Origin of the sequence: Streptomyces olivochromogenes (assembly GCF_021538895.1) — a bacterium.
Lineage (GTDB): Bacteria > Actinomycetota > Actinomycetes > Streptomycetales > Streptomycetaceae > Streptomyces > Streptomyces olivochromogenes_A.
This window is the reverse complement of sequence record NZ_JADDRL010000147.1, coordinates 1-21,471: the sequence shown is the minus strand read 5'-3', so window position 1 is coordinate 21,471 and position 21,471 is coordinate 1. Positions and strand designations below refer to the sequence as shown.

Below are 21,471 nucleotides of genomic sequence, written 5' to 3'. Positions count from 1 at the left end.
TACGGGTCGTGGGACATCCCGTGCTCCTTGCGTGGCTCGGGTCCGTGGCGGCGGACCGCAGGGAGATGGGGGGTGGGAGCCACGCACGTTACTCGCAGGTATCCAGGGCGCGCGCCCTTTTCCGCGAACTGGACGGTCGGTATGCGCTTTCTCCACGACTGGGGCGCCGACCCGGGGTGTTACCCGCGTTAACTCAGATTTTTTCCGCCCGCGGGGACGGGAAGCTGTTTCGGTCCCCCCGCCGCTGAAGGCTTCAGTCCTTGAGGACGGGGAAGCGTCGCGGCGCCAGGAACAGCAGCACCAGGAACGCCAGCGCCGCCGCGCCCGCCGCCCCCAGATACACCGCGTGCACGGCGTCGGCGATGGCGTGCCGGGTCGCCTCCGGGACCGTACCGGCGTCCAACGCGCGCGTGACGGAGTCCAGATCGCCCGCGCCGCCGAGTCGTGCGGCCAGCACCCCGTTGGCGACGGCGCCGAACAGGGAGGCGCCGACGGTCTGCCCGGTCTGCCGGCAGAACAGCACGGAGGCCGTCGTCGTGCCGCGCTCCTCCCACTCCACCGTCGACTGGACCCCGACCATCAGCGGCAGCTGGAACAGGCCCAGCGCGCCGCCCAGCAGCAGCATCAGCAGCGCCGGCTGCCAGGCCGCGCCCGGATACGGCAGGAACGGGAACGCGAGCAGGATCAGCGCGGCCGTGCCGATGCCGAGCATCGCCGTGTTGCGGAAGCCGATGCGCCGGTACACGTGCTGGCTGAGCGCGGCCGACACCGGCCAGCTGAGCGTCCAGACGGACAGGACGAACCCGGCGGCCACGGGGGCGAGGCCGAGCACCGACTGCGCGTACGTCGGCAGGAACACCGAGGGCGCCACCATCAGCAGGCCGAGCGCGCCCAGCGCCAGGTTGACCGCCGCGATCGTACGGCGCCGCCACACCCAGCCCGGGATGATCGGCTCCGGCGCCCGCCGCTCCACCCACACCACGACCGCGACGAGCGCGAGCCCGAGGGCGAACAGCGCGAGCGACGGCGCGGACAGCCACGGCCAGGCCACCCCGCCCTGCACCAACGCGGTGAGCAGCACGCCACCGCAGGCGAACACCGCCAGCGCGCCCGCCCAGTCCACCCGCACCCGCGCGCGGGGCGTGCGCGCCGGTTCGTGCAGATGACGCACGATCAGCCACAGCGCCGCCGACCCTATGGGCAGGTTGATGAGGAAGATCCAGCGCCAGTCCGCGTACGCCGCCAGCACCCCGCCCAGCCCCGGGCCGGCCACCGCCGACACCGCCCACACCGTGGACAGCTTGGACTGGATCTTCGGGCGTTCCTTGAGCGGGTACAGGTCGGCAGCCAGGGTCTGCACCGTGCCCTGCAGCGCCCCGCCGCCCAGCCCCTGCACCACCCGGAACGCGATCAGCGCCCCCATGTTCCAGGCGGCCGCGCACAGCACCGAGCCGAGCAGGAACACGGCCGCGCCCGCCACCAGCACCGGCTTGCGGCCGAAGGTGTCGGACAGCTTGCCGTACACGGGCAGCGTGACCGTGACGGCGAGCAGATAGCCGGAGAACAGCCAGGAGAAGACCGAGAACCCGCCGAGATCGCCGACGATCTGCGGCACGGCCGTGGAGACGATGGTGGCGTCGAGCGCGGCCAGTGCCATCGCGAGCATCAGGGCCGCGACGACCGCCCCCCGCCGGGAAGCCGCGGTGCGCCGAGTGCTGTCCCGTGTCGCCGGCCTCGTACTTCCCACCGTCATCCCTCCCCGTGCCCCCTGCACCTATCTGCCGGACGACAGCTTCCCACTTGACCATGACGCCACGGGAGGGTGGAACCTGACTGGGCCGGAGGGTGGAGCCGACCCCTAGGACGACTCCACCTCGCGGTGGACCGCCCCTAGGGGAAGCTCCGTAATCCGGATCGGGGAGGGTTCGTACCGCCGGAGGACGAGCCGGACCCCGGGTCGTCCTTAACCTGGCTTTACGCCGCTGGGGGGCGGCTGACCGAACCGGCGGGGGTGGGGTTTTCCCCCGCACAAGACGGGGCTTCGCACCAGCGCGCCGAACCCCCGCCGGCCACGAGACTCATCGACGTACCGATCCGAACGACGACGACGCACTCCGCGCCGCCCATCGACCTACCGATATAGGAGACTTACGGTGACATCGGCTGTGACCATTCCCAGGCACGGGGGTACTGGAGGGCCTAAGGCCGTTGCCGCGCGGGCCCGGCAGGTTGTCAAGGCGTACGGGTCCGGGGAGACCCGTGTCGTCGCCCTCGACCACGTCGACGTGGACATCGCCCGCGGCCGGTTCACCGCGATCATGGGCCCCTCGGGGTCCGGCAAGTCCACCCTGATGCACTGCCTCGCCGGACTCGACACGGTGAGCAGCGGCCAGATCTACCTGGACGAGACCGAGATCACCGGCCTGAAGGACAAGAAGCTCACCCAGCTGCGCCGGGACCGGATCGGGTTCATCTTCCAGGCGTTCAACCTGCTGCCCACGCTGAACGCGCTGGAGAACATCACCCTGCCGATGGACATCGCGGGCCGCAAGCCCGACAAGCCCTGGCTGGACCGGGTCGTGGAGACCGTGGGCCTGGCCGGACGGCTCAAGCACCGGCCGACCCAGCTGTCCGGCGGCCAGCAGCAGCGCGTCGCCGTGGCCCGCGCCCTGGCCGCCCGCCCGGAGATCATCTTCGGTGACGAGCCCACCGGAAACCTCGACTCTCGCGCGGGCGCCGAGGTGCTGGGCTTCCTGCGCCGCTCCGTCGACGAGCTGGGCCAGACCATCGTGATGGTCACCCACGACCCGGTGGCCGCCTCCTACGCGGACCGGGTGCTGTACCTCGCCGACGGCCGCATCGTCGACGAGATGCACCAGCCGACGGCCGACCAGGTCCTGGACCGCATGAAGGACTTCGACGCCCGGGGACGTACGTCATGACCGTCCTGAAGACCTCGATGCGCAACTTCTTCGCGCACAAGGGACGCATGGCGCTGTCGGCGATCGCGGTGCTGCTGTCGGTGGCGTTCGTCTGCGGCACGCTGGTGTTCACCGACACCATGAACACGACGTTCGACAAACTGTTCTCGCTGACCGCCTCCAACGTCACGGTCTCGCCCAAGGGCGCGTCGAACGACGACACCCCGCAGAACGGCGTGCCGCTGTCGCTGCCCGCGTCCGCCGTGGAGCGGGTCAAGACGGCCGACGGCGTCAAGTCGGCAGAGGGCGCGGTCAGTTCCCTGAACGTGACCGTCGTCGACAGCGACAACGACAACATGGGCTCCAGCAACGGCGCGCCCACCATCGCCGGCAACTGGACCAAGAACGACCTGCGGACGATGGAGATCACCTCCGGGCACGCCCCGCGCGGGCCGACCGAGGTGATGGTCGACGCCGACACCGCAGACAAGCACGACCTCGAGCTGGGCGACGAGCTGCGCACCATCGCGCAGACCGGCGACCTCAAGGCGAAGATCGTCGGCATCGCCACCTTCAAGGTGACCAACCCCGGTGCCGCGGTCGTCTACTTCGACACCGCCACCGCCCAGCGCGAACTGCTCGGCGCCACCGGCCGGTTCACGCAGATCAACGTCACCGCCGCGGCAGGCGTCTCCGACGTGCGGCTCAAGCAGGACGTCACCCGGACGCTCGGCGCGGCCACGTACAAGTACCAGACCGCCAAGGAGAACGCCGACGAGAACCGCAAGGGCATCGGCCAGTTCATGAACGTCATCAAGTACGCCATGCTCGGCTTCGCCGGCATCGCGTTCCTGGTGGGTATCTTCCTGATCGTCAACACCTTCTCGATGCTGGTCGCCCAGCGCACCCGCGAGATCGGCCTGATGCGGGCGATCGGCTCCTCCCGCAAGCAGGTCAACCGCTCGGTGCTGGTCGAGGCGCTGCTGCTCGGCTTCGTCGGCTCGATCCTCGGCGTCGGCGCCGGTGTCGGCATCGCCGTCGGCCTGATGAAGATCATGAGCTCGATGGGCATGGACCTGTCGACCCGGGACCTGACGGTCAAGGCGACCACCCCCGTGGTCGGCCTGGTCCTCGGCGTGATCGTCACCGTCCTCGCCGCCTATCTGCCGGCCCGCCGCGCCGGCAAGGTCTCCCCGATGGCCGCGCTGCGCGAGTCCGGTACGCCCACCGACGGCAGGGCGGGCTGGATACGGGGCCTGATCGGCCTGGTCCTCACCGGCGCCGGCACCGCGGCGCTGTACGCGGCGGCCACGGCGGACAAGGCGAAGGACGGCTCGCTCGTCCTCGGCGCCGGCATCGTCCTCTCCCTGATCGGCTTCGTGATCATCGGCCCGCTGCTGGCGGGCGGGGTGGTCCGGGTGATCAGCGCGGTCCTGCTGCGGGCCTTCGGCCCGGTCGGCCGGATGGCCGAGCGCAACGCCCTGCGCAACCCGCGCCGTACGGGGGCCACGGGCGCCGCCCTGATGATCGGCCTGGCGCTGGTCGCCTGCCTGTCGGTGGTCGGCTCCTCCATGGTCGCCTCCGCCACCAGCGAGCTGGACAAGTCGGTCGGCGCGGACTTCATCGTCACGGGCCACCAGCGGATCGTCCCGCAGGCCCAGCGGGCGATGGAGCGGACGCCGGGCCTGGCCCATGTCACCAGCTACAAGGAGGTCGACGCCACGCTGACCTCGCCCGACGGCAAGGCCGACGACAAGGGGGTCACGGCCGCGGACCCGTCGTACGCCGACGACCTGCGCCGCACCACCACCGAGGGCACCCTGAAGAACGCCTACGGCACGGACGCCATGGCGGTCGGCTCCGACTACGCCAAGAAGCACGGCGTGCACGTCGGCGACACCATCACCGTCGCCTTCAAGCACGGCCGCACCGCGAAGCTCAAGGTCGCCGCGATCACGGACGACGACTCCGCGCTCGACAAGGGCGCGCGCTACCTGAGCACGGCGACCATGGAGAAGTACGTCCCGAAGAGCCAGGTCCCGCCGAACGTGATCATGTTCGCCAAGGCCAAGGACGGCCAGGAGAAGCAGGCCTATGCGGCTCTGAAGGCGTCACTGAAGAAGTGGCCGCAGTACGACGTCAGGGACCAGACCGACTACAAGCAGGAACTGAAGGACCAGATCGGCCAGCTCCTGAACATGGTCTACGGCCTGCTCGCCCTGGCGATCATCGTCGCGGTCCTCGGCGTGGTGAACACCCTGGCCCTGTCGGTGGTCGAGCGGACGAGGGAGATCGGCCTGATGCGGGCCATCGGCCTCTCCCGCCGCCAGCTGCGCCGCATGATCCGCCTGGAGTCGGTGGTCATCGCCCTCTTCGGCGCCCTCCTCGGCCTCGGCCTGGGCATGGGCTGGGGAGCGACCGCCCAGCGGCTCCTCGCCCTGGAGGGACTGAACGTCCTGGAGATCCCCTGGCCGACGATCATCGGAGTCTTCGTCGGCTCGGCCTTCGTGGGCCTGTTCGCGGCACTGATCCCGGCATTCAGGGCGGGGCGGATGAACGTACTGAACGCGATCGCGACGGACTAGCCACACAGGCTGAGCCGACGCCACGACCACCGCATACGGGGGTTGCGGGGGAGAACCCGGTGCCGGGGAGTCCTGAGGGACTTCCCGGCACCGGGTCCGTTTTCATGGGTGAGCGGCGCACCCACCCGCGCCACAAGAGAACCGGCGTTATCCACAGCCCCCGGCACCGGCGGGCGCAGCGTCGTACGCTGGAGACCCCCCGGCCGCGACTCGCGTCGGGTCATTCGTGTTGCCCACCCCCCGGACGAAAGCCCTCTCCATGAGCCTGCACGGTCTGCTCGACGCCGTAGTCAAGGACGCCGCCCTCGCGGAAGCGATCAAGGCGGCCGCGGACGGCAACCGCATGCACGTCGACCTGGTCGGCCCCCCGGCGGCCCGCCCCTTCGCGGTCGCCGCCCTGGCCCGCGAGCCCGGTCACCCGGTGCTGGCGGTGACGGCGACGGGACGCGAGGCCGAGGACCTGGCCGCCGCCCTGCGCTCGCTGCTGCCCCCGGCGTCCGTCGTGGAGTACCCCTCCTGGGAGACGCTCCCGCACGAGCGGCTCAGCCCGCGCAGCGACACCGTCGGCCGCCGCCTCGCCGTACTGCGCAGACTGGCCCACCCCAGCACCGACGACCCCGAGACCGGCCCGGTCTCCGTCGTCGTCGCAGCCGTACGTTCCGTGCTGCAGCCGCAGGTCAAGGGGCTCGGCGACCTCGAACCCGTGGCCCTGAGGACCGGGCAGACCGCCGATCTGAACGCCATCGTGGAGGCCCTCGCGGGCGCCGCCTACTCCCGGGTCGAGCTGGTGGAGAAGCGCGGCGAGTTCGCCGTGCGCGGCGGCATCCTCGACGTGTTCCCGCCCACCGAGGAACACCCCCTGCGCGTCGAGTTCTGGGGCGACGACGTCGAGGAGATCCGCTACTTCAAGGTCGCCGACCAGCGGTCCCTGGAGGTCGCCGAGCACGGCCTGTGGGCGCCGCCCTGCCGTGAACTTCTGTTGACGGAAGACGTCCGCACGCGTGCGCGTGCCCTCGCCGAACAGCACCCGGAGCTCGGCGAACTGCTCGGAAAGATCGCCGAGGGCATCGCGGTCGAGGGCATGGAGTCCCTGGCCCCCGTCCTGGTCGACGACATGGAACTGCTGCTCGACGTGCTGCCCAAGGGCGCCATGGCACTCGTCTGCGACCCGGAGCGGGTCCGCACGCGCGCCGCCGACCTCGTCGCCACCAGCCAGGAGTTCCTCCAGGCGTCCTGGGCGGCCACCGCGGGCGGCGGCGAGGCCCCCATCGACGTCGGCGCGGCCTCCCTGTGGTCCATCGCCGACGTCCGTGACCGCGCACGCGAGCTGGACATGATGTGGTGGTCCGTCTCGCCCTTCGCCGCCGACGAGTCCTTCGCCGACGACGAGACGAGCGACTCGGACACGCTCAAGCTCGGCATGCACGCGCCCGAGACCTACCGCGGCGACACGGCGCGCGCCCTCGCCGACACCAAGGGCTGGCTGGCCGACGGCTGGCGCACGGTCTTCGTCACCGAGGGCCACGGCCCCGCGGCCCGCACGGTCGAGGTGCTCGGCGGCGAGGGCATCGCGGCCCGCCTCGACGCCGACCTGGGTGAGCTCAGCCCCTCCGTCGTGCACGTCTCCTGCGGCTCCATCGACTACGGCTTCGTCGACCCGGCACTCAAGCTCGCCGTCCTGACGGAGACCGACCTGTCCGGCCAGAAGGCGGCCGGCCGGGACGGCGCCCGCATGCCCGTCCGCCGCCGCAAGACCATCGACCCGCTCAGCCTGGAGGCGGGCGACTACATCGTCCACGAGCAGCACGGCGTCGGCCGCTACATCGAGATGGTGCAGCGCACCGTCCAGGGCGCCACCCGCGAGTACCTCGTCGTCGAGTACGCCCCCGCCAAGCGCGGCCAGCCCGGCGACCGGCTCTACATCCCCACCGACCAGCTGGAGCAGATCACCAAGTACGTCGGCGGCGAGGCGCCCACCCTGCACCGCCTCGGCGGCGCGGACTGGACGAAGACCAAGGCGCGCGCCAAGAAGGCCGTCAAGGAGATCGCCGCCGACCTGATCAAGCTCTACAGCGCGCGGATGGCGGCCCCCGGACACATCTTCGGCGCCGACACCCCCTGGCAGCGGGAGCTGGAGGACGCCTTCCCGTACGCCGAGACCCCCGACCAGCTGACGACCATCGCCGAGGTCAAGGAGGACATGGAGAAGTCGGTCCCGATGGACCGCCTGATCTGCGGCGACGTCGGCTACGGCAAGACCGAGATCGCGGTGCGCGCCGCCTTCAAGGCCGTCCAGGACGGCAAGCAGGTCGCCGTCCTCGTCCCGACCACGCTGCTGGTGCAGCAGCACTTCGGGACCTTCAGCGAGCGGTACTCGCAGTTCCCGGTGAACGTGCGCGCCCTCTCCCGCTTCCAGACCGACACCGAGGCGAAGGCGGCCCTGGAGGGACTCAAGGAGGGGTCGGTGGACGTCGTCATCGGCACCCACCGCCTGTTCTCCTCGGAGACGAAGTTCAAGGACCTCGGCCTGGTCATCGTCGACGAGGAGCAGCGCTTCGGCGTGGAGCACAAGGAGCAGCTGAAGAAGCTCCGCGCGAACGTCGACGTCCTGACCATGTCCGCGACCCCGATCCCCAGGACCCTGGAGATGGCGGTCACCGGCATCCGCGAGATGTCGACGATCACCACCCCGCCGGAGGAGCGGCACCCCGTCCTCACCTTCGTCGGGCCGTACGAGGAGAAGCAGATCGGCGCGGCCATCCGCCGCGAACTGCTGCGCGAGGGCCAGGTCTTCTACATCCACAACCGGGTCGAGTCGATCGACCGCGCGGCCGCCCGGCTGCGCGAGATCGTCCCCGAGGCGCGCATCGCCACCGCCCACGGCCAGATGTCGGAGTCCGCGCTGGAGCAGGTGGTCGTCGACTTCTGGGAGAAGAAGTTCGACGTCCTCGTCTCGACAACGATCGTCGAGTCCGGCATCGACATCTCCAACGCCAACACGCTGATCGTGGAACGAGGCGACACCTTCGGCCTGTCGCAGCTGCACCAGCTGCGCGGACGCGTCGGCCGTGGCCGCGAGCGCGGCTACGCGTACTTCCTGTACCCGCCGGAGAAGCCCCTCACGGAGACGGCCCACGAGCGCCTCGCGACCATCGCCCAGCACACGGAGATGGGTGCGGGCATGTACGTGGCGATGAAGGACCTGGAGATCCGCGGCGCCGGAAACCTGCTCGGCGGCGAGCAGTCCGGCCACATCGCGGGCGTCGGCTTCGACCTGTACGTCCGCATGGTCGGCGAGGCGGTCGCGGACTATCGGCGCCAGCTGGAGTCCGGCGGGATCGAGGAGGAGCCGCCGCTGGAGGTCAAGATCGAGCTCCCCGTCGACGCGCACGTCCCGCACGACTACGCGCCTGGCGAGCGACTGCGCCTCCAGGCCTACCGGGCCATCGCCTCCGCCAACACGGAGGACGACATCAAGGCCGTCCGCGAGGAACTCGTCGACCGCTACGGAAAGCTGCCCGAACCGGTCGAGAACCTGCTCCTCGTCGCGGGCCTGCGCATGCTGGCACGCGCGTGCGGCGTCGGCGAGATCGTGCTGCAGGGCACCAACATCCGCTTCGCCCCGGTGGAATTGCGGGAGTCGCAGGAACTGCGCGTCAAGCGGCTGTACCCGGGCACGGTCATCAAGCCGGCGGTCCACCAGGTGCTGGTGCCCCGCCCGAAGACCGCGAAGGTCGGCGGCAAGCCGCTGGTCGGGCGTGAACTGCTCGGCTGGGTAGGGGAGTTCCTGGCGTCGATCCTGGGGTCGTAGCCGACGGCGAGGTCGTGCGGGCCCCGCCGGGCGAACGCGCGGGCGGCGGCTCGGGTGGTGGCACGGGCGGGGTCACTCGTCCGGCCGGCCGCCCGACGCCGTCCCGGTCGTCATGGCCGCCGGCGTGCCAAACACCTCAGTCTTGTCCGTGTCACGTTGTGAGCTGTTGCCGACCGATCCGATGCCGGTGAGGAGTCACGCCATGTCCGAGCACGTCAGCAAGGCCGTCGAGGGTGGGACGGGACAGGACGGCAGGGTGGAGCCGACGCGCGTGCGCGCGCTCTGGCACCTGCTGGAACCCCTGCACGCCGTGCTGTACTACGCGCCGGAGGTCTTCGAGGAGGCCTCCGCCCTCGGATACGGCACGGAGGATCGCTGGCCGGCCTACTTCCCGTTCCGCGCCGCGCCGTTGGGGGCGGTCGGCGGCGAGCGGGTCGCCTCCGCCTTCTACAGCTTCGCCCCCCGCATGGTCGCCGAACACAGCGACCGCGCCTGGACGGTCGCGAGCCCGGAGGCGGTCCTGAGGGCGAGACTGCGCGGGATCGACCGGACGTACCGCTCGATCCTGGGCGACCGCGTCGACAGCCCCGAGCTGGCCGAGGCCGCTGCCCTGGCCCGGCGCGCGGCACAGGCGGCGAACACCGCGGGCCGCCCGCTCGCCGCGGCCAACGCCGAACTGCCCTGGCCCGACGCCCCCCACCTGCAGCTGTGGCAGGCGGCGACGATCCTGCGCGAACACCGCGGCGACGGCCATCTCGCCGCCCTCCTCGTCGCCGGCCTCGACCCCGTCGAGTCCCTGGTCTCCTTCGCCGCGATAGGCGCCGCGTCCGTCGAGCGCTTCGAGAGCCGTGGCTGGAGCCCCGAGGAGTGGACGGCCGCACGCGAACGCCTGACCGCCCGTGGCCTGATCGACGCGAGCGGTACGGCCACGGACGCGGGCCGTGAACTGCGCCGCGAGGTCGAACGGCACACCGACCGCCTCGCCGCCGCCCCCTGGCAGACCCTCGGCCTGCCCGCCGTGGACCGCCTGACCGCACTGCTCGGCGACTACTGGGTCGCGGTCCTGTCCACGGGACTGCTCCCCGCCGAGTCGACGCTGGGCATCGGCAAGGTCTGAGCCGGGCACGCGTGCGGCCGCCGCGAGCGACCGCCGATACGCCGGCCCGCCACCGGCGCGCCCCCCGCCCCCCGTCCGGCGCGAACCACCCGGTCGCTACGGTGGGTCCAGGAACGTCCGCCCGTGCGGGGGCGGAACAAGGGGAGGCAAGGGGGGACGCGCCGTGATGCGTCTGAGGGGCGGGGCCATCACCGCCGCCGTCGTGCTGCTCGCCGTGGCCGGCTGCACCGACCAGGACACCAAGGGTTCTTCGGGTTCTTCGGGAGCCGGACAGCCGGGGAGCGGGGGTGCCGCCCTGACCGTCGCGGAGTCACTGGCCGTCAAGGGCCGGGCGCCCAAGACCGGTTACTCCCGGGCCAGGTTCGGCACCGCCTGGGCCGACACCGACTCCAACTCCTGCGACACCCGGGACGACATCCTCAAACGCGACCTGAAGGAGGTGAGGTTCACCCGCGGCGACTGCAAGGTCTCCTACGGCCTGCTGGAGCCCGACCCGTACTCCGGCAAGGACATCACCTACCGGCGCGGCCGCAGCCAGGTCGACATCGACCACGTCGTCGCCCTCTCGGACGCCTGGCAGAAGGGCGCCAAGTACTGGGACCCCAGCAAGCGCATAGCCCTGGCCAACGACCCCCTCAACCTGCTGGCCGTCGACGCGAGCACCAACCGCGGCAAGGGCGACGGCGACACGGCCACCTGGCTCCCGTCCAACAAGGCCTACCGCTGCGCCTACGTCGCGGCCCAGGTCGCCGTGAAGAAGAAGTACGGCCTGTGGGTGACCGGCGCCGAGAAGGCCGCGATGAAGGACGTCCTCGCCTCCTGCCCGGACCAGAAGCTCCCGTCCGGCGGCAACCCGACCAAGGCGCCGGAGCGATTCCGGGCGCGCTGACGGCTCCGGGCGCCCGGATTCCCTTCGCGGCCGTCGCCCGTCCCGCATAGCGTGGCCTGCATGGATGTCACGGTGGCGAGCCTCGCCGAGAGGCCCGAGATGCTGGAGAAGGTCGTCGGGATGGCCGACACCTGGCCGGAGTTCACGACCAACGACCCGGTCGGCGGCGCCTACTACGGCCGTATCCCGACCGAACTGCCGCAGTACGCGCTGTTCGCCGAGGACGGGCGGGGCGACGTGGTCGCACACGGCTACGGCGTGCCCTTCGCCCTCGGCGCCGAAGGACGCGGCACGCTGCCCGCCCGCGGCTGGGACCAGGTGCTCGGCTGGGCCTTCGCCGACCTGCGCCGCGGCATCCGCCCCGACACGGTCAGCGCTATCGCCATCGTCGTGGCCCCGCACGCGCATGGCCGCGGGCTGTCCGCACGGATGCTCTCGGCGATGCGGGACAACGCCCGGGCGCACGGCTTCGGCGAGGTCGTAGCGCCGGTTAGGCCCAGCGCCAAGCACCTGGAGCCGCGTACCGACATCGCGGAGTACGCGCACCGGGTGCGCGCCGACGGTCTGCCACACGACCCGTGGCTGCGCGTCCACGCACGGGCCGGCGCGACCATCGACTCCATCGCGCCGGCGTCCATGACCGTGGCCGCCTCCCTGGAGGAGTGGCGCCGCTGGACGGGACTGGCCTTCGACACGGAGGGCGACATCGACGTACCCGGCGCCCTCGTCCCGGTCCGCTGTGAACCGGAACGCGGATACGCCGTGTACGTCGAGCCCAACGTGTGGATGCGGCACCCGCTGTGAGCGGCGCCGGGACGCGGATCAGCCGCCCAGCGCGTCCAGGTCGATGATCTTGCCGGCGGGCTTCTGCGCCGGCACGGGCTTCTCGTAGTCGCTGAAGGAGAGCTTCACCGGCTCCTTGGCGGAGGTGCCGTCGACCCTCAGCAGGTACGGCTTGCCCTCGGTGGCGACGTAGAGCGTGTAGTTGTCCTTGCCGTCCTTCTCGTGGAGGACGATCGCCGGAGTGCCGTCGACGGAGGTCGTCTTGCCGCGCGTGGCGTCCGAGTTGCTGTCCTCGGCGCCGCCGAGCACCGAGTCCAGGTCGCAGAAGCCCGCGATGTCCTTGGCGTCCTGGCCCTTCACGGCCATCTTGGTCCACTTCCCGGCCAGCATCGCCACGGCCGCGTCGGTGTCGGACTTGGACTCGCCCTTGCTCTGGGCGCGCAGGAACGCCTCGTCGTACTTCATGTAGATGGCGTCACCGGTCTTGATCAGGTCGGCCTTGCCCTGCCCGTTCATGCTCATGGTGCCGGCGCACTCGCCCTTCCTGTTCAGGGCCATGTCGAGCTGGATGGTGCCCTTGCTCTCGTCGTCGGGGACATCGCCCTTCATCCGCAGCGACGAGGCCCCGGTGGTGGCCTTCATCGCCCGGTCGGCGATCTCGGCTCCCGTCAGCCCGGCGAACGGGCCCTTCGGCTTGCTGTCCGCGGAGTCTTTGTGCTGCCCCGGCAGACAGCCGGTGAGTCCGGCGGTGGCCGCGGCGGCGAGGCAGAGGGCGGCAAGTGCGGTGCGACGCATGGGAATTCCTTGGTGAAGAGATGAGCGGTGAGGTGTGGTGAAGTGAGGTGCGGTGAAGTGACGAGCGTGTGGCGGTTGGTGGTGCGGGGGAGACGGGCCGGCGGGGTCAGGCGGTCTTCTTCCAGTCCCCGCAGCCGGTGGTCTTGAAGTAGGCGTCGGACGCCTTGATGGTGACGACGGCGGTGCCGGTCACGTTGTTGTTCGCGATGATCGAGTCGAGCCCGTGCTCGGCGTCCTTGGTGCGCTCCCAGTAGCAGGAGTCGTCGGCGTTGCCGGTGGACCTGTACGTTCCCGGGGCGATGTCCGTCCCGACCTTGAACATGCCGCCCCTGCCGGCCATCTTCGAGGCGGGTGAACCCTTCGCCTTCGGGTCGACGGCCTCCCAGTCCTTGCAGCCGCTGGACTTGAACAGCTTGTCGGTGGCCTTGACGGTGACGTAACTGGTGCCGGTGACATTGTCGTTGGCCAGCAGCGAGTCGGTCTCGCCCGAGGCGTCCTTGGCGCGCTCCCAGTAGCACATGTCGTCGGTGTTGCCGCTGGTGCGGTAGGTGCCGGGCTTGACGTCCTTGCCGACCTGGAAGTCACCGTCCCCGTCGAACGCGGCCTTCTTCGCGGCGGCTTCCGGTCTGTTCGCCCCCTTCTTGCCGCCGGACCGGTGCTCGGCGGACGCCGAAGAGCCCTTGCCGCTGCTGTGGGAACCGCTGTCGTCGCCCTTGTCGCTGCCGCCGGCGTTCGCCGACACGACACCGATGACGACTACCCCCACGACGGCCCCCAGTACGGCCTTGCCCTTCATGCCCATGGCTCTGCCCCCTCCCGAGTCGGCGACCGCCCCCCTCAGGCGGTCGCTCGTTCGCTGAGTCAATAAGACCAGAGCCTGTGAACCGAGTCAACACGATTCACATGATGAGTTGTGTACACGGCCGTGAAGGCATGGATCACGCGTTCACCGGTATGCTCGTGGTCACACATGGAACGAGGGGAGCGGGGCGGGTGCAGGACAACGCGACAGAGGTGACCGCCGCCGGAATCGCACGGCTCGCCGGCGTCGGCCGTGCCGCCGTCAGCAACTGGCGCCGTCGGCACGCCGACTTCCCCAAACCGGTCGGCGGCACCGAGACCAGCCCGTCCTTCGCGCTCGTCGAGGTGGAGGCCTGGCTGCGCAAGCAGGGCAAGCTCGCCGAGGTCCCGCTCCGCGAACGCGTCTGGCAGCAGCTCGCCGGCCATCCCGAGGGTCCCGTCACCGCGTTGGTGCACGCGGGCTGCGCCCTGCTGCTCATCCACGAGCGGCCCACCGTGTGGCTGGAGATGAGCGCCGGGTCCGACGAGCGGCTGGCCGCGCTGCTGCCCGACACCCTGGAAAAGGTGATCGTGCCGCGCTTCGGTGTGACGCGTGGCCGCCGTGTTCACAGCGGGCGGGCCGGCGGCGGGGCGGCGGCTGTGAACGCTCCAGGGGCTGTGAACGCGCCGACGCCGACTCACAGCGCGGGCGCTGTGAACACCCCGGCCGCGTCGCACACCGCTTCGCCCGCCACGCCCCCCGCCGGTGTGAACACCGGCGGCGATGTGAACACCCCGCCCGCCGCACACACCGCACACGCCGGGCACGCCGCCCACGGTGTGAACACCGCACCCGCCATGATCGGCACCCCGGCCGTTCACATCCCCACCAGCCCCGAATTCCTTCCCTCCGTCCCCCTCCTGCGCGGCGCCGCCGAGCTGGCGGCCGAGACGGGGGCCCGGCAGACGTTCGAGTTCCTGCTGGGGCGGCACCTCGACGCCAACCCGCGCCAGTACACGCTCACGCCCGCCGAACTCGCCCGCCTCATGGCCGACCTCGCCGGCCCCGCCCGTACCGTGCTCGATCCGGCCTGCGGCACCGGCGCCCTGCTGCGCGCCGTCGACGCCCGCCCCGACCAGGAGCTGTACGCCCAGGACAGCGCGCCCGACCTGGCCGTGCTCACCGCGCTCCGGCTCGCGCTGCACGCCCGCTCCACCGTGCGTGCCGCCGTCGGCGACACCCTGCGCGGCGACGCGTACCCGTGGCTGCACGCCGACGCCGTCCTGTGCCACCCGCCGTTCAACGAGCGCAACTGGGGCCACGACGAACTCGCCTACGACCCGCGCTGGGAGTACGGATTCCCCGCCCGCACCGAGTCCGAGCTGGCCTGGGTCCAGCACGCGCTCGCCCGGCTGAAGGACGGCGGCACCGCCGTACTGCTGATGCCGCCCGCCGCCGCCTCCCGCCGCTCCGGCCGGCGCATCCGCGCCGACCTGCTGCGCCGCGGCGCGCTCCGCGCCGTCCTCGCGCTGCCGGTCGGCGCCGCGCCGCCGTACAACATCCCCCTGCACGTCTGGGTGCTGCGCCGGCCGGACCGGACGCCCGCGCAGCCCGAGGTGCTGCTCGCCGACACCGGGCAGTTCGCCACCGAGGGGCGCGGCGGCCCCGACTGGCAGGCGGTGCGGGACGCCGTACTGGACGCCTGGGGCGCCTTCGAACGCGCCGGGCGGCTCGACGAGCGACCGGGGCTGGCCCGTTCCGTGCCCGTGATCGAACTCCTCGACGACGACGTGGACCTGGCCCCCGCCCGGCACCTCCCGCCCGCCGCGGCCGCCGACGGCGCCGAGCAGCTCACGGCCGTACGGGAGCGCCTCGGCGAGACGCTGCGCCTGACCGCCGATCTCACCCCGCCGTCCGCCGACGCCGCGCGCCCCGTGCGCTGGCCGCTCACCACCGTCGGTGAACTCGCGCGCGGGGGCGCCCTGGTGCTGCGTACCGGCGGAAGCGGCGGCCACGCGCGCGTGGCCGTCCTCACCGACCACGACGTGGTGGCCGGAACGGCGCCCTCCGGGACGCTCCCGGAGAGCGAAGAGGAGGCCGTGCTCACCGAGGCGGGCGACATCGTCGTGCCGGTGCTCGGCGGCGGCTCGATGGCCCGCGTGATCGACGAGGTGACGGAGGGTGCCGCCCTGGGGCGCAACCTCGTGCTCCTGCGCCCCGATCCCACGGCGCTCGACCCCTGGTTCCTCGCCGGCTTCCTGCGCGGTACCGCCAACAACCGCCAGGCCAGCAGCTACGCGTCCACGGCCACCCGCCTCGACGTGCGCCGCCTCCAGTTGCCGCGGCTCCCGCTCGACGAACAGCGCCGCTACGGCGCGCGCTTTCGCGCACTCGACGAGTTCGAGCGGGCGCTGCGGCACGCGGGCCGGCTCGGGGAGCAGCTCGTGCGCGGGATGTACGACGGTCTGACGGACGGAACGGTGGCACCTGAATGACACGGCGGGGGACCCGCGGGGCAGACTGTGGGGCGACGGCGGTGCTACGGCGAGGGCGAGGGCCGCGCCGGCTCTTCCGCCCGGAACGTCCTGCTCCGCGCAACCCCGTCCGCACCTGCGTCGTCGTGGGAAGTGACCGGCTGGACAACGGTTCGGTACAACCCGAACCGGTTGTCCGTGTCGGGCCATATGCTCGAAGCGACAATCGCATGACCGGGGTTGTCCGCACCGCGGACGGCGCCGGACGGAACACGTACGCCCTCTTCAGGTAACAGGAGCAACCATGCAAGGCCACGGCTACGCACAGCCGGTGAAGCAGCCGCCGGACACCGCGGTGCTGGTCTTCCTGCGCATCCTGTTCGTGGTGATCGGGTTCCTGTGCATCGGCTTCGCGGCCTGGGCGATGCTGCTGCGCCTGGCCATCGTGACCCGCAAGCCGCTGGACTGGTGCCTGTTCATCGTGGCGCTGGCGGCCGACATCATCAGCGTGGTGCTGATCGGCAGTGACCCCGCCGACGAGGTGAGCACCGGCGGCGCCGTGGGCCTCGGCATCCTCTTCGGCACGCTCGTCGTCGTGACGGTCTACTACCTCGCGGCGGACATCCGGCACTTCGCGCGCCAGCGCGAGGCCTACCGCGCGCAGCAGCCGATGGCGCGGGCGTACAACTACCCGGGCCCCGTGTCGCCGTACACCGCGACGACCGTGCCGAGCACGCCCGTGGCGCCGATGCCGCTCACGCCCCACACGCCCCCGCCCGGGCCGCCGATCTCCACGTCGCACCAGCGTCCCGCCCCCGCCCGCATCGACCAGGTGCGCGCCGAGCTGGACGAGCTCAGTGACTACCTGCGCAAGCACGACGGGCATCCCGAGGACAACCACGAGGGCGGAAGGTGACCGTGGCGACAGGACGCGTCGTCGCCGGCCGCTACGAGCTGTCCACGCTCATCGGGCAGGGCGGCATGGGCCAGGTCTGGACGGCGTACGACCAGCGGCTGGACCGGCGCGTGGCGGTGAAGCTGCTGCGCCCCGACAAGGTCGCCGGGCAGGAGGCGGACGAACTGCGCCGCCGGTTCGTGCGCGAGTGCCGGGTGACCGCGCAGGTCGACCACCCCGGGCTGGTCACGGTGCACGACGCGGGCAGCGAGGGCGAGGAGCTGTTCCTCGTCATGCAGTACGTCGACGGCGCCGACCTCTCCGACCACCTCGCCGAGCACGACCCCTACCCGTGGCAGTGGGCGGTCGCGGTCGCCGCGCAGCTGTGCGCCGTGCTCAGCGCCGTGCACGCCGTGCCGATCGTCCACCGCGACCTCAAGCCGCGCAACGTGATGGTGAAGCAGGACGGCACGGTCACCGTGCTCGACCTCGGCGTCGCCTCCGTCATGGACACCGACACCACCCGTCTCACGCACACCGGTTCGCCCATCGGCTCGCCCGCGTACATGGCGCCCGAGCAGGCGATGGGCGGCGCGGTCGGCCCGTACACCGACCTGTACGCGCTCGGTGTGCTGATGCACGAACTGCTCAGCGGGGACGTGCCGTTCTCCGGTTCCACGGCGCTCGGCGTACTGCACCGGCACCTGTACGAGCCGCCGCTGCCCGTGCGCCGCCTGCGCCCCGAGGTGCCGGAGGCGCTCGAAGCGCTCGTCCTGCGGCTGCTCGCCAAGGACCCGCAGCACCGGCCGGCCTCCGCGCAGGAGGTCTACGAGCACCTGGCGCTGCTCCTGCCCGCGCGCGGGATACCCACCGGGGCGCCCCTCGACCCCACGCGGCCCTTCCTGCGCCCGCACGCCCCCTGGCCGGACCGGGCGCGCACGCCCGCGCCCCAGCCCGCCCCCGTGACGCCCGTGCCGGACACGGCCGAGAAGCCCGACGTCGCCGCCGCCGTGGACGAGGTCAAGCGCCTCCTGGGAGAGGGCCGTATCACCCAGGCCGTCGACATCCTCGGCGCGATCCTGCCCGCCGCCGCCCAACAGCACGGCGAGCACTCCCCGGTGGTCCGCTCCCTGCGCAAGCAGTACGCGGCCACGCTCATGGACGACGGCCAGTTCCGGCGCGCGCTGCCCGAACTGCGCCGGCTGGCCGACGAACGCGCCGCCGAGGCCGGCCAGGCCGACCCGCAGTCGCTGCGCTTCCGCTACGAAGCGGCCCTGTGCCTGGAACAGCTCGGCGAACCGGCGGCGGCGCTCGCGGAGTACCGCGCGCTGCTGCCGTACTACGAGAACCAGTACGTGGCCGGGGACCCCGGGCTCGCCCACGACGTCCGCCGCCGCATCGGCCATCTGCTGCTCGCCCTCGGCGACCGGTCCGCCGCCCACGACACGCTCGCGCGGCTGCTGCTCGACGTGGAGCGCCTGAACGGCCCCGGTCACCCGATGGCCGCAGAGGTCCGGCGCTCCCTGCAGTGGCTGGGGCAGGTGCGCGGCTAGATTTTGCCGTTCCCTGAGTGATTCTTGTGATCTTCGGGGGGCTGCGTTTCCCGAAGGCATGAACGGCGCTGGATAGGTTGCCCTTCGCTTTCGCCAGGCAAGACAAGAGCGCTGGCAGCGCGCGATCGAGGGTGGGGTACATGGCCGGCCATCGGCAGACCAAGAAGCGCAGGTACGTCACGTGGGCGGTGGCGGGAGCCGCCGTCGTCGCCGGGGCCGGGATCGCCGCGCAGACCTCCATGGCCGCCACGACCTGGCCCGCACAGCGGACGTACACCGGGCACGCCTTCGACACCTGCACCGCGCCCTCGCTCAACGCGATGAAGGCCTGGCGCAGCAACGGGTTCTACGGTGCCGCGGCCGTCTACGTCGGCGGCAAGAACCGCGGCTGCAACCAGCCCAACCTCACCCCCTCTTGGGTCAAGTCCGTCGGCGACGCGGGCTGGAAGCTCATCCCGCTCTACGTGGGTGCCCAGCCGCCCTGCCAGACCGGCTCCAGCCCGGAGAGGATCAGCGCCGCCACCGCCGCCTCCCTCGGCGCGAGCGACGCCGCCGACGCCGTCGCCAAGGCCTCCGCCCTCGGCATGAAGGCGGGCAGCCCGATCTACCTCGACATGGAGGCGTACGACGTCACGAACAAGGCGTGCAACGACGCCGTGCTGACGTACGTGCGCTCCTTCAGCAAGACGCTGCGCGCCAAGACCTACCGCGGCGGCTACTACGGCTTCACCAGCTCCAGCGCCAAGGCGATCGCCACCGCGACGGACAAGACGGACCTGCCGGGCAACCTCTGGTACGCGCTGTGGGACAAGCAGTACACCACCACCGCGGACTGGCCGTGGGGGGCGACGCAGTACACCGGCCACAGCCGCGCCCACCAGTACATGGTCAACAGCAAGGAGACGCGGAACGGTTACACGATCACCGTGGACCGCGACGCGTGGGACGCCCCGGTGGCCATCACCGGCTGACGCCCACCGCACGCGGGTACGGCGGTGCCCGAAGCACACGTGAATCGTTGGTCGAATGGGTTGGCCAGAGCCTGGTCACTGCCTAACATCGATCACCGCAAGACTTTGTGCACTGCCGCACAATCTCCTCGGGAGGTTTCCTTGCACCGCCGCCGTCGCACCGCGCTCGTCCTGTCCGCCGTGATCGTCGCCGCGGCCCCCCTTCTCACCGCCTGCGGAGACGACGCGCATCCCGGCGCGGCGGCCGTCGTGGGCGGTCAGCGGATCACCGTCGCCCAACTGGAGAGCCGGGTGAACGAGGTGCGCCGGGCGCAGAAGGCCGCGGTGCCGGACCAGGCGCAGTACGAGCAGGTCCTCGCCTCCACCAGCAGCCTCACCCGCGACACCCTGCACAACATGGTGCTCGACCGGGTGCTGCACCGCGCCGCGCGGGACCAGGGCATCACGGTCACCCGCAAGGAGGTCCAGCAGATGCGCGGCGGCCTGTTGCAGCAGGCGGGCAGCGCCGAGGCGCTGGAGACGGCCTGGCTGCAGAAGTACGGCGTCGCCCCCGAGCGTCTCGACGACAACCTCCGGCTCCAGGTGGAGGCGCAGAAGCTCGCCCAGAAGCTCGGCACCAACACCACCGAGCCCGCCTTCTGGAAGGCCTTGTCCGCGGCGTCCGAGGAACTCCACGTCGACCTCAACCCGCGCTACGGCAGCTGGGACGTGCAAAAGAGCAGCCGCGTCGACGCGAAGACCCCCTGGGTCCGCGAGGTCACCACGAACGGCACGCAGCTGACTGCCTAGCCGGCGCCGTCGCGGGAACCTCAGGTACGTCGCCAGCGGGCCGTCGGTCATACGATCGCATCGTCGTTCCGTGCCTGTGGACAACGCGCGAGGCGGGTGGGCGGGGTGCGTTACGTTCGATGCGTGAACACCACGCGCCTCGAAGACACCCAGGTACCGGGACCGGACGAGCAGTCCGCCCCCGGCCGTGTCGTCCTGCTCACCACCAGTCACCGCGTCGCCCCCGGCCTGCTGTCCTGGCCCGCCTGGCAGGCGCTGCGCACCGCCGACCGCGTGCTGTGCGCGGACGGGACGCATCCCCAGCTGCCCTATCTGCGCGAGGCGGGGATATCGGTGGACGAGGCGTCCCCCACCGCCCAGGAACTGGTCGACTCCTGCGCCGGCGGACACACGGTGGTCGTCGTCGCCGCCGGCGAGGGCGAACCGGCCCTCACGGACGGCCTCGCCCGCCTCGCCGGCTCCGGCCGCGTGCGGATGCCGGAGCTGGAGCTGCTCCCCGCCTCCTACGACCTGCCCGGCGCCCGCCTCCTCGACGTCGTCCAGGTCATGGACCGCATCCGCGCCGAGTGCCCCTGGTCCTCCCGGCAGACCCACCTGGGCCTCGCCAAGTACGGCATCGAGGAGGCCTACGAACTCGTCGAGGCGATCGAGGCCGGCGACCGCGACGAGCTGAGAGAGGAGCTGGGCGACGTCCTGCTCCAGGTCGTCTTCCACTCCCGCATCGCCGAGGAGGACCCCGAGGCGCCGTTCTCCATCGACGACGTGGCCGGCGGCATCGTCGCCAAGCTCATCCACCGCCACCCGCACGTCTTCGGCGACGAGACGGCCCAGACCCCCGAGGACGTCAAGGAGCACTGGCTGCGCACCAAGGCGGAGGAGAAGCGCCGCACCTCGGTGACCGAGGGCGTCCCGCTCGGCCAGCCCGGCCTCGCCCTCGCCGCGAAGCTCGCCTCCCGCGTGCGCACCGCGGGCCTCACGGTGCCGCTGCCGCAGGGCGAGGGCATCGGATACGAGCTGCTCGCGCTCGCGGTCGGCGCCGAGGCGGACGGCGTGGACCCGGAGGCGGCCCTGCGCGCGGCGGCCCGCGCCTACCGCGACGCCATACGC

15 protein-coding genes are annotated in these 21,471 nt (G+C 71.7%); 12 read left to right on the top strand and 3 right to left on the bottom strand.

The window, feature by feature from the left end:
• Positions 1-253: 253 nt before the first annotated feature.
• A complete protein-coding gene (locus IPZ69_RS41600) occupies positions 254-1,747 on the bottom strand; it encodes an MFS transporter (RefSeq protein ID WP_374295686.1) in 1,494 nt (497 codons plus the stop codon).
• Positions 1,748-2,153: 406 nt separating this feature from the next.
• Here IPZ69_RS41600 and IPZ69_RS41595 point away from each other — a divergent pair, with 406 nt between their 5' ends.
• The 6 genes from IPZ69_RS41595 to IPZ69_RS41570 all read left to right on the top strand — a co-directional run bounded on the left by IPZ69_RS41595 (position 2,154) and on the right by IPZ69_RS41570 (position 12,127).
• Entirely contained in the window at positions 2,154-2,942 is a 789-nt protein-coding gene (locus tag IPZ69_RS41595) for an ABC transporter ATP-binding protein (protein ID WP_235459956.1), read from the top strand.
• The gene (locus tag IPZ69_RS41590) at positions 2,939-5,506 is read left to right on the top strand and encodes an ABC transporter permease (RefSeq protein ID WP_235459955.1); all 2,568 of its coding nucleotides are present in this window, start codon (positions 2,939-2,941) and stop codon (positions 5,504-5,506) included. Before IPZ69_RS41595 ends, IPZ69_RS41590 begins: the two co-directional genes overlap by 4 nt.
• 259 nt (positions 5,507-5,765) lie before the next feature.
• Positions 5,766-9,317 carry a transcription-repair coupling factor gene (gene mfd, locus IPZ69_RS41585; RefSeq protein ID WP_235459954.1) on the top strand — a complete coding sequence of 1,184 codons (3,552 nt, stop codon included), beginning with the start codon at positions 5,766-5,768 and terminating at the stop codon, positions 9,315-9,317.
• 202 nt (positions 9,318-9,519) lie between these two features.
• Positions 9,520-10,434 carry an SCO6745 family protein gene (locus tag IPZ69_RS41580; RefSeq protein WP_235459953.1) on the top strand — a complete coding sequence of 305 codons (915 nt, stop codon included), beginning with the start codon at positions 9,520-9,522 and terminating at the stop codon, positions 10,432-10,434.
• Between the two features lie 166 nt (positions 10,435-10,600).
• Positions 10,601-11,323, top strand: a complete 723-nt coding sequence (locus IPZ69_RS41575) for an HNH endonuclease family protein (protein ID WP_235459959.1) — start codon at positions 10,601-10,603, stop codon at positions 11,321-11,323.
• A gap of 60 nt (positions 11,324-11,383) precedes the next feature.
• Positions 11,384-12,127, top strand: a complete 744-nt coding sequence (locus IPZ69_RS41570) for a GNAT family N-acetyltransferase (RefSeq protein WP_235459952.1) — start codon at positions 11,384-11,386, stop codon at positions 12,125-12,127.
• A gap of 18 nt (positions 12,128-12,145) precedes the next feature.
• On the opposite strand, the gene IPZ69_RS41565 is transcribed toward IPZ69_RS41570, so the two are convergent.
• Together IPZ69_RS41565 and IPZ69_RS41560 are read right to left on the bottom strand one after the other, a co-directional pair.
• Positions 12,146-12,901: a hypothetical protein gene (locus IPZ69_RS41565; protein ID WP_235459951.1), complete on the bottom strand. Its 756-nt coding sequence runs from the start codon at positions 12,899-12,901 to the stop codon at positions 12,146-12,148.
• Positions 12,902-13,007: 106 nt separating this feature from the next.
• Positions 13,008-13,703, bottom strand: a complete 696-nt coding sequence (locus IPZ69_RS41560) for a hypothetical protein (RefSeq protein ID WP_235459950.1) — start codon at positions 13,701-13,703, stop codon at positions 13,008-13,010.
• Between the two features lie 191 nt (positions 13,704-13,894).
• Between IPZ69_RS41560 and IPZ69_RS41555 the strand changes: the two genes are divergently transcribed.
• The 6 genes from IPZ69_RS41555 to IPZ69_RS41530 form a co-directional block, all read left to right on the top strand.
• Positions 13,895-16,177, top strand: coding sequence for an N-6 DNA methylase (locus IPZ69_RS41555; protein ID WP_235459949.1), 2,283 nt, complete (start codon positions 13,895-13,897; stop codon positions 16,175-16,177).
• A 283-nt stretch (positions 16,178-16,460) separates the two neighbouring features.
• Positions 16,461-17,072, top strand: a complete 612-nt coding sequence (locus IPZ69_RS41550; protein ID WP_235459948.1) for a hypothetical protein — start codon at positions 16,461-16,463, stop codon at positions 17,070-17,072.
• A gap of 38 nt (positions 17,073-17,110) precedes the next feature.
• On the top strand, positions 17,111-18,604 hold the full coding sequence (locus IPZ69_RS41545) for a serine/threonine-protein kinase (RefSeq protein WP_268835710.1): 1,494 nt from the start codon (positions 17,111-17,113) through the stop codon (positions 18,602-18,604).
• A 140-nt stretch (positions 18,605-18,744) separates the two neighbouring features.
• Positions 18,745-19,575, top strand: coding sequence for a glycoside hydrolase domain-containing protein (locus tag IPZ69_RS41540; protein WP_235459947.1), 831 nt, complete (start codon positions 18,745-18,747; stop codon positions 19,573-19,575).
• 141 nt (positions 19,576-19,716) lie between these two features.
• Positions 19,717-20,364, top strand: a complete 648-nt coding sequence (locus IPZ69_RS41535; RefSeq protein ID WP_235459946.1) for a SurA N-terminal domain-containing protein — start codon at positions 19,717-19,719, stop codon at positions 20,362-20,364.
• Between the two features lie 123 nt (positions 20,365-20,487).
• The coding region (locus IPZ69_RS41530; protein ID WP_235459945.1) for a nucleoside triphosphate pyrophosphohydrolase at positions 20,488-21,471 on the top strand (984 nt) is incomplete at its 3' end.